Consider the following 13,520-nt stretch of genomic DNA (forward strand, 5'->3'; position numbering starts at 1 on the left):
CCGCCGATGACCACGGAATTGTTGTTTAAATTAAGTGGACTTGTGTTAGAAATAATACCACTGATCAATTCAAGGGTATCGGTCACTGTCAATATTTGGCTTACGGTTAAACCCGCATCGTTGTTCATTATCAATTTATGAACGATTACAGGATTCGAACTGATATATGGCGCATTAGGCGCGGTTACAATTGTTACATTATCAATGTCTGTGGGGATACCGGTTGGTGTCCAGTTCGTAGGGCTATTCCAACCTCCGGAGCCGCTTCCGTTCCAAGTGTAATTTATAGCTGTGGGTTGTGGTATATTCTCACAAAGCACCCGTTGATAGAAAATAATTGTGTCGGTTTGTGTGGGAGCATAAGCTTCCAGCCCTGCGGTATTCGTTGTATCGGGGAAATAGTAATTAGTGGTTAATGTCGGGGATGAAACAGACGGGGTAACAGAAAACTCGTTGCAACCGGTATTGCCATTCGCATCAGTGCGTATAGCATACGACTCATATCCTCCCATGCCGGGATCCGGGTTAGTCAAAAAACTTGATGTAGCACCACAGATATGATAACCGCCGGGCTGAATCTCATCGATTGAACGTGAGATATCTTCACCGGCACCTCCGTATGTTTTAGTCCATTGCAGATCGCCATTGGCATCCGTTTTGACAACCATAATATCCGCACCACCCCCACCGAAAGATTGCGTTGTTCCGACTATAGCATAACCTCCATCACTTGTCTGGATAACATGGTCGGCAATGTCGCTGTTCGTACCGCCATAAGTTTTGGACCACAGCAGGTCGCCATTGTCGGTAAACATACTCAGTAAAAAATCATGCGAACCCGCACCGAAGGATTGGGTGTAACCTACGGCCAAAAATGCACTTCCATATATTTCGATCACACCATTATAACTATCGTTAGCGGGGCCTCCATAAATTTTACTCCAAACAGGGTTCGCGTTTATGTCAAATCTTACAAGATGAGCGTCGAATCCACCTGAGCCTTCGGATGATGTGGCACCGGCATAGATGTAGCCGAAATCAATCGTTGGTTGAGCAAAAAACAACTGATCGTGACCACCCTTTCCCACTTGTTGATTTTTGATCATATTGCCAAGTGAATCTGTTATGATCAGGAAAACATCCTTTCCACCAAATGGTCCTTCTTCCACATCTCCTCCAAGAACCAGGTTGCCATTCGGGTAACGGTTAATTGTAACTCCGCGTTCAATAGCCGGAGTGCCATATGTTTTTGACCAAAGCAGGTTACCATCTTTGTCTATCCGTAATAAATAAAAATCGTTACTCCCCTGTCCGAATGAATTCGTAAAGCCGATCAGAAAAAAACCTCCGTCAGGGGTTGGGTAGTAGGGTGAAGTATTTTGGGCGATAGGAAGACGATCAACAAGGTAATCATCGCCTGGTCCGCCATACGTTCTTGACCAGATAATGTTCATCATAGTATCTGTTTTCATCACAAATATGTCTTCACCACCCGCGCCACCGCTTGTTGTATGACCAGCGATCAGTATATTTCCATCAGCGGCTTCAAAGCAATATGTGTTTCTCTCATCAACCGCTCCGCCGATTAATTTCTGATAAGTAGTTTGGGAAAACAGCTGAAGGGATAAGAAAACAGCGGTTGCCAATAAAAGCAGGGTGTGACGCTTCTTCATAGTATGGTATTTAAATATTATTTTGTGTGTTGCTCAAATTTTTTCTTTGCTGCGATCGGGCTAAATTCAATAATCTGTTATCTGTGACTGAATTGTTCGGGCTCTGACCTTGTTCCATCCGTATGTACAATAATGTATTGGCCATACAATTCCGCATTCTCCGTAAATGAGCCAAGTGTTAATTCGACGGTTTGTTCGGATCTTGAATATGATAATCCCGCAGGTAAGCCAAGGGCTACATCGAATACAAATGTGTAATGCAAAATATCATTGGGCGAACTGTTTGTAGTTCCCAGGCTTACTTCTATTCCGCTAACCTGGGTGGTATCGGTTATGAGAATTGTTATTTTAAAATCGATTGGAACAGGATTCTTCGGTGTAACTTTAATGTGCTGCATAGCACCGACAGCAAATGAAACAAATAGCAAGAGAAGGAATACCCATACTTTTTTGCTGTATATTTTTAATTCTATCATGATGAATTGTATTGTGTTTATAGTTAAGTAAAACGCTTACTGTTTTTTCTATTAAACAGTTTCAGTGGCAATTATATTACAATTTAAATTACTGTGCTTGAAACATATTAACAATTACATGCACAAACACTTAAGTGTCAACAACAAAAAACACTTAAGTGTATTGCTTTTTTAGTTATAAAAAATGGGATAATGGAGGCTTAATATTTTTGTGTTAAGCAATATATACCTGTTAGTAACTTTTTTGCTGATAGTGTTTTATGACTACAAAATGGATCATAGTTACTTTAATAGCAGGAAAGATCGGAGAAAATGAGTTCAGTGGATCGTTTCTGGTTGATGGTGTAAAAAGTTATATTAATTATTGAAGAGTGAATTTACGGTGTGGCTGATTTGTGATTTCGGAATTTAGTTATGATAGATTTCAAAATGTTCCTGCTTTTAAAAGAAGCAGCGATCATCCCTGATTTTATACGCCATTTTAAATAATATACCCGCAGCTATTAATAGGCTCATAATTTTGATAATACTTAATGAAAACAAAAAATCTTCAATTTGCATTTCTTTAGATCTTTTTTGGTTTTATTTTGTAATTGATCCAATATATGTATTAGTAGAAACACAATTTTGAGTAACAATTGGCAGCAGCCATCGCTCTGAAATACTTGTCAAAAGAGAGGTATAGGAGACTATGAAAAAAATATCCGTTAATATTGTCAGTGTGATTAATATTTTTACATACATTTGCCCAATTAGAAAATGAAACACATAAACACCATACTAACCATTTTTATTTTTTTCGTGATCATTTATAGATCTACGCCGGGTATGGTTTAAAATAGAACAGAAAAATTTTGAAAACCATTCCCCAAAAGGAATGGTTTTTTTGTTTTAAATGAGAAATGTTGTTCGATGTTTGCTGTCTTTGTCAGAAATATAAATTTCAGCAAATTGAGAAAAATAGTAACTAACAACTAACAACTAACAACAACACCATGTACTATAACGACAAAACAATTGTTTTCCTGAACGGGAAATTTATCAGGGCAGTTGATGCCCATGCAGGACTCTTTAACCAAACCATGCATTATGGGAACGGTGTATTTGAAGGTATCCGCTCATATAAAACTTCAACCGGAACACAAGTGTTCAAAAGCAGGGAACATTTTGAACGCTTGCTTTATTCCGCTGAAAAAATGCATATTAAAATGAAGTATTCTGTAAATGAACTTACAGACATTACTTATGAGGTATTGGAAAAGAACAATTTTTCCGACGCGTATATACGTCCGCTCGTTTATCTCGGCGAGAACATGCAGCTGGGTCCCGTAAATGATGTAAATGTATTTGTCGCGGCCTGGGAATGGGCGAATTACCTGGGCGATAAGCTTACGCGTGTAATGCTGTCTTCCTATCAGCGTCCGAATCCAAAATCATGTCATGTGGAAGCCAAAGTCGTTGGGCATTACGTCAATTCTATACTTGCAACCACCGAAGCAAAATCCAAAGGATATGATGAAGCATTGTTGCTGGATATGAACGGTCATGTGGCGGAAGCTTCCGGGGCTAACTTTTTTTATGAAAAGAATGGTAAGCTGTTTACCGCGCCCAAAGGCAATATATTGATGGGAATTACACGCGCTACGGTTTTGGAAATCGCTAAAGAGGAGGGTATTGAAGTGGAAGAATCCTTTTTTACACCTGAAATGTTAAAAGATGCTGACAGCGCATTTTTTTCTGGTACAGCCGCCGAAGTGGCCGGGATTGAATCGATAAATGATCGCCTGTTCAGGTTAAAATGGGAGAATTCGCTTGGACGAAGGATACAGGTCATATACAAGAATCTGGTGACAGGTAAGCAGGAAAAAAAAATGAAAGCGGTTTAATTTAAATAATATGGAACTCAATAAATACAGCAAAACAATTACCCAGGACGAAACCCAGCCCGCCGCGCAAGCCATGCTTTACGGTATAGGATTAACCGAAGCGGATCTGAACAAGGCGCAGGTAGGCATTGTTAGCACAGGTTTTGAAGGTAATACCTGCAACATGCACCTCAATGATCTCGCGAAGGTTGTAAAACAGGGCGTTCGCCAGAGCGAATTGGTTGGATTAATATTTAATACAATAGGTGTGAGCGATGGCATATCGAACGGAACAACAGGTATGCGTTATTCGCTTGTGTCGCGCGATGTTATAGCCGATTCAATTGAAGTGGTTGCCGGAGCTCAGTGGTATGACGGTATAATTGCCGTGGTGGGGTGCGATAAAAATATGCCTGGTGCCGTAATGGCAATGGGCAGGCTCAATCGCCCTTCGATAATGGTTTACGGAGGCACTATACATTCGGGGAATTATAAAGGTGAAAAACTGAATATCGTTTCTGCTTTTGAAGCATTGGGAAAAAAAATAAAGGGAGAAATAACTCCTGAAGATTTTAAAAATGTAATTAAAAATGCCTGCCCGGGAGCGGGTGCCTGCGGCGGCATGTATACTGCCAATACCATGGCATCAGCCATTGAAGCGCTGGGAATGAGTATGCCCTACAGTTCTTCCAATCCCGCATTGGGTAAAGAGAAACAGGCCGAATGTATGGAGGTCGGTAAGGCGATGAGAAATTTACTGGAGAAAGACATTAAGCCTAAAGATATTATGACACGTGAAGCGTTTGAGAACGCGGTAACGGTTGTAATGGCGCTGGGCGGTTCAACAAACGCTGTACTTCATCTGATAGCGATGGCTAAAGCTGTTGATGTAAACTTAACGATGGATGACTTTCAAGCCATCAGCAATAAAGTGCCTTTCCTGGCCGATCTGAAACCGGGTGGGAAATTTTTGATGGAAGATCTGCACCTGGTTGGTGGAACCCCTGCATTAATGAAGCTTTTGCTCAAAGAGGGCTATCTGCATGGAGATTGTTTAACAGTGACCGGCAAAACGATAAAACAAAATTTAGAAAAACTACCAGGCCTCAGTGAAGGACAAAAAGTGATAGCTGATGTAAAGAAGCCTCTTAAATCGACAGGACATATACAGATATTGTATGGCAACCTCGCGGAACAAGGTGCCGTGGCAAAAATTACAGGTAACGAAGGCGAATTTTTTGAAGGTACAGCCATTGTATTTGAAGATGAATTTGAAATAATTGACGCGATCAAAAATAAAGCGGTGAAACCCGGTCATGTGGTTGTGATAAGATATGTAGGTCCTAAAGGCGGGCCTGGAATGCCGGAGATGTTGAAACCGACTTCCGCTATAATGGGCGCCGGGCTGGGCAATAGTGTGGCGTTAATAACAGATGGCCGTTTTTCCGGGGGAAGTCATGGATTTGTTGTGGGCCATGTTACGCCCGAGGCTTTTGAGGCAGGAACGATCGCCTTGGTAAAAGATGGAGATAAAATCACCATTGACGCTAAAAACAATTCAATTACACTTCATCTCGATGACGCCGAAATGGCAAAAAGAAAAAAAGCATGGAGACAGCCGCCTTTAAAAGCTACAAAGGGTGTGCTTTATAAATATGTTCAATGTGTTACATCAGCCTCTGAAGGTTGTATAACTGATAAAAATTAAAAAAATGGAAATGCTTGAAAAGGAATTGTCAAAGGAAAAAGCAAAATCTTCAAAACAGATAACAGGCGCCGAGGCCCTTATTCTATCGCTGCTGGAGGAAGGTGTGGATACTGTTTTCGGATACCCCGGCGGAGCCATTATGCCGATATATGATGCCCTGTATGATTACCAGGATAAGATCAATCATATTCTTGTCCGGCATGAGCAGGGTGCGGTGCATGCGGCGCAGGGTTATGCACGGGTGAGTGATAAGGCGGGTGTGTGTTTTGCCACTTCCGGACCCGGGGCGACCAACCTGGTAACTGGTATAGCTGATGCGCAGATAGATTCAACACCGTTGGTTTGTATAACAGGGCAAGTGGCATCCCATTTACTCGGAACGGATGCCTTCCAGGAAACCGATGTGATAGGAATATCTATGCCCATCACTAAGTGGAACCTGCAGGTAACAAAACCCGAAGACATTCCTGCGGCTGTAGCCCGGGCTTTTTATATAGCCCGTTCCGGCCGGCCCGGACCTGTATTGCTCGACATAACAAAGGACGCGCAGTTTGGTAAGCTGCATTATAAATATGAAAAATGTGAAAAGATCCGCAGCTATCGTCCGTATCCAAAATTAAATATGGGCGATGTGGATAAAGCGGTTGAATTGATAAACAAGGCAAAAAAACCATTCATCCTTGCCGGGCATGGAGTGTTAATTTCAGGAGCCGAAAATGAGCTCAGACAGTTCGCTGAAAAAACAGGAATACCTGTTGCTGTTACCCTGCTTGGTTTATCCGCTATACCAACTGATCACCAATTATATGTGGGTTTTTTGGGAATGCACGGCAACTACGGCCCAAATATTAAAACAAATGAATGCGACCTGCTGATAGCCGTGGGCATGCGTTTTGACGACAGGGTTACGGGGGATATAAGTAAATACGCGAAGCAGGCAAAAGTCATTCACATTGAAATTGATCCGTCAGAGATCAATAAAATAGTTAAAGCGGATGTGGCTGTTAATTCCGATGCGAAAGAAGCCCTGAAAGCCTTGTCAGAAAGAGTAAGCAAGGCCTCTCATGAAAAATGGATGCAGGAATTCCGTGATTGTAAGAAGCTGGAGTATGAAAAGGTTGAACAACATGACCTGTATCCCGGCGGTAAGGGTTTAAAGATGGCCGAAGTGGTACGCCTGATTTCAGAAAAGGCAAGTGCTGACGCCATAATTGTAACGGATGTTGGTCAGCACCAGATGGTGACTTCAAGATATTATAATTACAGGAAACCAAATACGAATATAACTTCCGGGGGTCTGGGAACAATGGGATTTGCCCTGCCTGCCGCGATAGGCGCAAAGGTAGGGAAGCCGGGATCGGATGTTATCGCGATAATCGGGGATGGCGGTTTCCAGATGACCCTGCAGGAGTTGGGCACGATCAATCAATCGAAAATGCCCGTTAAAATAGTTATCCTCAATAATAACTTTTTAGGAATGGTTCGCCAGTGGCAGCAATTGTTTTATGAGAAACGTTATTCATCTGTGGAAATGATCAATCCTGATTTTGTAATGATCGCAAAGGGTTTTAACATCGAATCCGCTAAAGTAACTGAGCGTAGTGATATTGAAGCGGCAATCGGTAAAATGCTGGATCACAAAGGTTCTTATTTACTGGAAGTGGTGGTTGAAAAGGAGGAGAATGTATTCCCTATGGTTCCTACAGGGGCGAGTGTTGCGGAAATACGATTAGAATAGAGATTATGTCGGATAAGATCCTTTGGTGGGCTTTAATGTTTTTGTGCCTGCCTGTCGGCAGACAGGCTTTTGTGGCAAATGAAATTTAACCACTAAAACACAAACGCTCCAAACCTGCCTGCCGGCAGATTTCACCAAATGCTTTTTGAAAATCGCATGTAATGATGTTATTCGATTTAAACACTAATAATTAAACATAAATAAAATGACAAAGCAATTTACAGTTTCAGTCTTCACCGAAAATAAGATCGGTTTGATGAACAGGATAGCTATCATATTCACCCGGCGACGAATGAATATTGAAAGAATAACCGTTTCCGAATCCGAAGTGAAAGGTGTGGCGCGTATTACCATTGTTGTGAATACAACGAGAGACGCGGTGGACAAGCTGGCCCGCCAGGTTGAAAAACTAACGGAGGTATTGAAAGCCTTTGTTCATGAGGATCACGAAGTGATATACCAGGAAATGGCTCTGTACAAAATGTCGGCCAAAACACTTTCGCATGCGGCAGCGGCAAAATTTGTTAAGGAAAATAATGCGCGTATTCTTGTGGAGGAACCTGAATATATCGTAATTGAAAAAACAGGTACGAAGGAAGAAACAGAAAAGCTGTTCCTTGAACTGGAAAAATACGGAGTGCTTGAGTTTGCACGATCGGGCAGGGTAGTGGTAACAAAACCTATGAAAGAGCTGAAAACTTATTTAAAAGAATTAGAAATTGAATTAGTATAAACCCGTTTCCCCGCCTAAGGCAGGGGCGACATTAAAAATAAATAAAATGGCAAAATTAAAATTCGGAAAAGTAGAAGAAAATGTAGTGACCAGGGAAGAGTTCACACTTGACAAAGCCAGGCAGATCCTGAAGGATGAAACCATTGCCATGATCGGCTATGGTGTACAAGGGCCCGGTCAGGCTTTGAACTTAAAAGATAATGGATTTAACGTGATTGTTGGTCAGCGTAAAGATTCATTATCCTGGCAAAAGGCGTTGAAGGACGGATGGGTGGAAGGAAAAGACCTGTTTGACATTGAAACGGCTTTAAGTAAAGGAACTATCATTGGCTTTCTTTTATCCGATGCAGGACAGCTAACATTATGGCCGCTGGTGAAAAAGTATTTAACAAAAGGTAAAACCCTTTATTTTTCTCATGGGTTCGGAATTACATTTAATGATCAAACAGGAATAGTTCCGCCAAAAGATGTGGATGTGATTCTGGTTGCTCCCAAAGGAAGCGGAACAAGTCTCAGGAGATTATTTAAAGCCGGTAAAGGGCTTAATTCATCTTACGCTATCTACCAGGATGCCTCAGGCAAAGCGTTGGATACGGTTTTGTCAATGGGAATCGGCGTAGGATCCGGTTATTTGTTTGAGACAAATTTCAGGAATGAAGTGCTGAGCGACCTTACCGGTGAGCGCGGTGTGTTAATGGGCGCGCTTGCGGGCATCATTGAAGCACAATACCAGGTGCTTCGCAAAAAAGGACATTCGCCTTCCGAAGCGTTTAACGAAACGGTTGAAGAGCTCACCCAGAGCCTTGTTCCGCTGGTTGGTGAAAATGGTATGGACTGGATGTTTGCCAACACATCTGTAACGGCTCAGCGCGGGGCTTTAGACTGGAAAGAAAAATTCAGGGATGTTACATTGCCTTTGTTCAATGAATTATACGAAAGTGTATTATCCGGCAAAGAAGCGAAACGTGTGATCGATGCCTGCAGCGATAAAAATTACCGTAAACAACTTGAATCGGAACTCACTACCATACGTGAATCTGAACTATGGCAGGCAGGAGCACAGGTAAGGAAATTAAGACCAGAATAGTTATAAGGTTTGCTGGTTTCAGGTTGTTTGGTTTCAGGTTTCAAGTTTCAGGGTTTCAGGTTCAAGTTTCTTGGTTAAGAACCTGAAACCAAACAACCTGAAACCAAATAACCTGAAACCAAATAACCTGAAACCAAATAACCTGAAACCAAATAACCTGAAACCAAATAACCTGAAACCAAATAACCTGAAACCAAACAACCTGTTTTGTTAGAAAGAATAAAAGCGGCGCACGAAAAATTAAAAGGAGTTGTAACGCATACTCCATTAATGCATAACCTGAATTTATCCGGTGAGTTCGACGCGAAAATATACCTGAAGCGTGAAGACCTCCAGGTGGTGCGTTCTTATAAGATAAGGGGCGCGTATAATAAAATAAGTTCTTTAACAAAAGAAGAGTTGAAGAGTGGTATAGTCTGTGCCAGCGCCGGCAATCATGCGCAGGGTGTGGCTTATTCCTGTAATTTATCGGGAATAAAAGGTGTGATCTTTATGCCCGTAACTACACCTAAGCAAAAGATAAAACAGGTAAAGCTATTTGGCAAAGAACAGATCACGATCAGTTTAGTGGGTGATGCATTTGACGACGCTTACAGGGCGGCCTTGCTTTATTCAGAGCAGCACAATTGCGCCTTCATTCACCCCTTCGATGATGATGAGGTAATAGCAGGGCAGGGGACAGTGGGATTGGAAATATTGGAGGATGTTAAGGAACGAATAGACTATTTATTTATTCCTATCGGTGGTGGTGGTCTCGCTGCCGGAGTTTCTTCAGTTTTTAAAAAATTGAGCCCTGAAACAAAAATTATTGGTGTGCAGCCTGAGGGCGCTCCGTCCATGTATCAGGCGATGAAAGAAGGAATGCCGGTAACGCTTGATTCAATTGAAAGTTTTGTGGATGGCGCCTCCGTTAAACGTTCGGGTGAAAAAACATTTGAGATATGTAAACAAACACTCGACGACATTGTGTTGGTTCCCGAAGGAAAAGTGTGTACCACCATACTTAAACTGTATAATGAAGAAGCAATGGTGGTGGAACCCGCCGGCGCACTCACTATTTCTGCACTCGACCTGTATAAAGAAAAGATAAAAGGAAAAAATGTGGTATGCATAGTGAGCGGCGGTAATAACGATATTGTGCGCACCGAAGAGATCAAAGAGCGCTCCCTGCTTTACGAGGGACTGAAACATTATTTTATTATCCGTTTCCCGCAGCGGGCAGGAGCTTTGCGTGAATTTGTTGTGGATGTACTTGGTCCCAACGATAACATTACCTATTTCGAATACTCAAAAAAGAATAACAGGGAAGTGGGACCGGCGGTTGTAGGCCTCGAGTTAAATGAAAAAGCCAGCCTCGAAGTTTTACTCAATAAAATGAAACAGAAACATATTGTTTTTGAATACATCAATGATAAGCCGGAGTTGTTTGAGTATATTACATGATCACTCCTATTTTAGCCGATACTAAACGTATAATTATACGTTTAACTATACGGCCATTCCTTCAAATATCAATTTTTCAAAGCGGTTACAAATCGGCTTATGTGCTATTTAATTGTAATTTAGCTATATAGCAAAGGTGACGGGTGCCTGATATTGAAATGGAAATATCGGCAATACGGTTATAAACTTGTTAGGGGCAAGGCCAATTAAGAATAATCATGACGACATTACTTCATCGAAAATCAAACACTAAACTTCTTTTACTCCGACTGTTTTTTGTTGTAATTGTATTTATTCTAGCAAATCTCTTTACAATTAGACCAGATCATGTATTTATTCATTTAATAGAAAATGCTCCTTTCAATAGAGGCAAAGAAAAAATATACGAAGGCGTTCCCGGAAATTTAGTTGCTTTTGCCTGCAAATTATCATTTCAAAGAGGCGGAGATGGATTTGTTTCATTTGAAGCAAAAACAAAACTCATTAATCATTATGTAAAAACATTAGGAGCGCACCATTTTGGCGGACACCTGATGGTAATTGACAATGTTTCCGCTAAAAAACTCGTTAACAAATATTTCAAAAATCACACAGCATGAAATCAATAAAAAATTCCCCCGAATTAGATGTTGACTTTATTCAAAGTAAACCTCTATCAAAAACTGAAGAACTTGCCTTAAGTGATTTCATTAAAAAACTGAAATCAAGAACCAAAGTAAAGCATCTAACTCCTCGCAAGTCAAGAAAGCGAATTGCTGCGTAATAAACTACCGCTAACAACACCTTGGCAAAAGCCGCATGAACTAAACGCTTATTAAAGTGGCCTTTGCCAAGCCGCCAACCGTTATGGTTAGCAGCAATGTGTTTTCAACAGATAGTATGAAGTAGACTTATCATCTTATCCCAGGGGATTTTATTTTATACGCCTATTGAATAATGGCAGAGAAGAAATTTATACAAACAAAATCATAATACAATAGCTGCATTTTGCGACAGACAGACACGCAATTCCCCTAAAGTATAATACAGACTTACCTGATATTTTACTTAAAAAAACGAATAATTATTTGCAAAATCAAATTTTGCTCATATATTTGCAACCGATTGGTTTCATAATAAATAATTAATAGAATGAGAAGAGATGCTTTCCAGGCCATTGCCGACCCGACCCGACGGGCTATTATATTACTTATCGCCTTGCAGGCCATGAGACCAAATTCTATTGCAGAACACTTTGACATAACCAGGCAGGCTGTTTCAAAACATTTACGCATATTAACCGAATGCCGGCTTGTAAAACAGGAGCGTTCGGGCCGCGAGATCTACTATCAATTGAATCCAACTAAAATGAAAGAAATTGACAAATGGCTCGAACAATTCCGTAAGATCTGGGAAGACCGCTTTAATCAACTTGATAATGTATTAGCAACAATTAAAAACAATAAAAAATGAACAACAATCTATTCTTCGATTTTACTGTAAATAAGAAAGAGAAAACGATAACGATAAAGAGAGAATTTGCCGCAGAACTCCCTTTAGTCTGGGATGCATACACAAAAAGCGAAATTCTCGACCAATGGTGGGCGCCGAAACCATGGAAATCAAAAACAGGATCAATGGATTTTCGGGAAGGTGGCAAGTGGCATTATGCAATGATAGGGCCAAAAGGTGAGGAGCATTGGGCTGTAGCAAATTACCAGAAGATACAGGTTCATAAAAAATTTACCGTACTTGATGCTTTTGCGGATGCCGAAGGTAAAGTGAATAAAGATATGCCGCAGTCAAAATGGGAGGTCATTTTTACTGATAAAGGAGATGTAACGCTTGTGGAGTTCCGCATTTCGTATGATGATCTGGCTCAACTGGAAGAGACAATTAAAATGGGCTTTAAAGAAGGCTTCACTATGGCCCTTGGCAACCTCGACCAATACATCGAAGCGCAGTTCAAACTCAGGAAACAGCTGCGTACTGACAGCTCCGCGCGAGTGTGTTCCTACCTGAATTTTCCGGGTAATACCGAAGAAGCGTTCTTGTTTTACAGGTCGGTATTTAAAACTGAATTCACAGGTAATGGTATTCAACGATTTGGCGATCTGCCTGCTGATGCCGCTCATCCTCCTGTTGCAGATGCAGTAAAAAAAATGGTTCTGCATATCGAGCTACCCATAGTTGGTGATCATATTCTAATGGGAACAGATGCGCCTAAGGAAATGGGCTTTACCCTTATACAGGGAAACAATATGCATATTTCATTAGAGCCCGAAACAAGGGTGGAAACCAAAAGGATCTTTGATGAATTATCGAAAGGCGGGAATATAGCAATGCCATTGCAGGATATGTTCTGGGGTGCCTATTTTGGTAGTTTTACGGATAAATTTGGGATCAATTGGATGTTAAATTTCGCAACAAAAAAATAGCTTGCAGAAAATACTATTTAAACAGGTTTGGTGCTTTCGTGTTTTGGTGGCTAAAATCACTCGCCACTAAAGCCTGTCTGCCTACAGGCAGGCACCAAAACACTAAAGCCCACGAAAAATTATTTTACGATATAAACTCAAATAGAAAACAAGTAGATATGAAATAGCCATATACCTTCGGCATACAAACCGAAAATGAATATGGCGTATTCCATCTGACCAACAGTAACTTATAAAAATATATACAGATGAAGCATTCATGATTTAACAAACACAAAGAGGAATGAACATTTAACTTTGGTGCTATAATCAAACAATATAGCATCATGGAAACAGAAAAAATAGAATACGAACAAATAGTTGAACGAGGCTGCGGACTG

12 protein-coding genes are annotated in these 13,520 nt (G+C 41.0%); 10 read left to right on the forward strand and 2 right to left on the reverse strand.

Annotated elements, in window-relative coordinates; genetic code table 11:
* Positions 1-1,673: hypothetical protein (locus HYU69_06555; GenBank protein MBI2270007.1), on the reverse strand; the 1,673-nt coding region annotated here is incomplete at its 3' end.
* A gap of 77 nt (positions 1,674-1,750) precedes the next feature.
* Complete coding sequence (locus HYU69_06560; GenBank protein ID MBI2270008.1) at positions 1,751-2,149, reverse strand: hypothetical protein; 399 nt, start codon at positions 2,147-2,149, stop codon at positions 1,751-1,753.
* Positions 2,150-3,144: 995 nt separating this feature from the next.
* Between HYU69_06560 and HYU69_06565 the strand changes: the two genes are divergently transcribed.
* From HYU69_06565 to HYU69_06610, 10 genes are all read left to right on the forward strand, one after another.
* Positions 3,145-4,035, forward strand: a complete 891-nt coding sequence (locus tag HYU69_06565; GenBank protein MBI2270009.1) for a branched-chain amino acid transaminase — start codon at positions 3,145-3,147, stop codon at positions 4,033-4,035.
* A gap of 10 nt (positions 4,036-4,045) precedes the next feature.
* The gene (gene ilvD, locus HYU69_06570) at positions 4,046-5,722 is read left to right on the forward strand and encodes a dihydroxy-acid dehydratase (protein ID MBI2270010.1); all 1,677 of its coding nucleotides are present in this window, start codon (positions 4,046-4,048) and stop codon (positions 5,720-5,722) included.
* Between the two features lie 10 nt (positions 5,723-5,732).
* The gene (gene ilvB, locus HYU69_06575) at positions 5,733-7,460 is read left to right on the forward strand and encodes a biosynthetic-type acetolactate synthase large subunit (GenBank protein ID MBI2270011.1); all 1,728 of its coding nucleotides are present in this window, start codon (positions 5,733-5,735) and stop codon (positions 7,458-7,460) included.
* A gap of 205 nt (positions 7,461-7,665) precedes the next feature.
* Entirely contained in the window at positions 7,666-8,193 is a 528-nt protein-coding gene (gene ilvN, locus HYU69_06580) for an acetolactate synthase small subunit (GenBank protein MBI2270012.1), read from the forward strand.
* Between the two features lie 46 nt (positions 8,194-8,239).
* Entirely contained in the window at positions 8,240-9,280 is a 1,041-nt protein-coding gene (ilvC, locus tag HYU69_06585; protein MBI2270013.1) for a ketol-acid reductoisomerase, read from the forward strand.
* A gap of 207 nt (positions 9,281-9,487) precedes the next feature.
* Positions 9,488-10,723, forward strand: coding sequence for a threonine ammonia-lyase IlvA (ilvA, locus tag HYU69_06590; GenBank protein ID MBI2270014.1), 1,236 nt, complete (start codon positions 9,488-9,490; stop codon positions 10,721-10,723).
* Positions 10,724-10,941: 218 nt separating this feature from the next.
* A complete protein-coding gene (locus tag HYU69_06595; protein MBI2270015.1) occupies positions 10,942-11,322 on the forward strand; it encodes a hypothetical protein in 381 nt (126 codons plus the stop codon).
* Positions 11,319-11,486, forward strand: coding sequence for a hypothetical protein (locus tag HYU69_06600; protein MBI2270016.1), 168 nt, complete (start codon positions 11,319-11,321; stop codon positions 11,484-11,486). The genes HYU69_06595 and HYU69_06600 overlap by 4 nt, the downstream gene beginning before the upstream one ends.
* 368 nt (positions 11,487-11,854) lie before the next feature.
* On the forward strand, positions 11,855-12,175 hold the full coding sequence (locus tag HYU69_06605) for a metalloregulator ArsR/SmtB family transcription factor (protein MBI2270017.1): 321 nt from the start codon (positions 11,855-11,857) through the stop codon (positions 12,173-12,175).
* Complete coding sequence (locus HYU69_06610; protein MBI2270018.1) at positions 12,172-13,140, forward strand: SRPBCC domain-containing protein; 969 nt, start codon at positions 12,172-12,174, stop codon at positions 13,138-13,140. The genes HYU69_06605 and HYU69_06610 overlap by 4 nt, the downstream gene beginning before the upstream one ends.
* Positions 13,141-13,520 lie beyond the last annotated feature (380 nt).

The organism is Bacteroidota bacterium (assembly GCA_016183775.1).
Taxonomy (GTDB): Bacteria; Bacteroidota; Bacteroidia; order JABDFU01; family JABDFU01; genus JABDFU01.

Excerpts from the sequence above, each read along its gene's own strand:
- ilvD (MBI2270010.1), top strand. The coding sequence starts at position 4,046 with ATGGAACTCAATAAATACAGCAAAACAATTACCCAGGACGAAACCCAG.
- HYU69_06560 (MBI2270008.1), bottom strand. The coding sequence starts at position 2,149 with ATGATAGAATTAAAAATATACAGCAAAAAAGTATGGGTATTCCTTCTC.
- ilvB (MBI2270011.1), top strand. The coding sequence starts at position 5,733 with ATGCTTGAAAAGGAATTGTCAAAGGAAAAAGCAAAATCTTCAAAACAG.
- HYU69_06605 (MBI2270017.1), top strand. The coding sequence starts at position 11,855 with ATGAGAAGAGATGCTTTCCAGGCCATTGCCGACCCGACCCGACGGGCT.
- HYU69_06595 (MBI2270015.1), top strand. The coding sequence starts at position 10,942 with ATGACGACATTACTTCATCGAAAATCAAACACTAAACTTCTTTTACTC.
- HYU69_06610 (MBI2270018.1), top strand. The coding sequence starts at position 12,172 with ATGAACAACAATCTATTCTTCGATTTTACTGTAAATAAGAAAGAGAAA.
- HYU69_06600 (MBI2270016.1), top strand. The coding sequence starts at position 11,319 with ATGAAATCAATAAAAAATTCCCCCGAATTAGATGTTGACTTTATTCAA.
- ilvC (MBI2270013.1), top strand. The coding sequence starts at position 8,240 with ATGGCAAAATTAAAATTCGGAAAAGTAGAAGAAAATGTAGTGACCAGG.
- HYU69_06565 (MBI2270009.1), top strand. The coding sequence starts at position 3,145 with ATGTACTATAACGACAAAACAATTGTTTTCCTGAACGGGAAATTTATC.
- ilvN (MBI2270012.1), top strand. The coding sequence starts at position 7,666 with ATGACAAAGCAATTTACAGTTTCAGTCTTCACCGAAAATAAGATCGGT.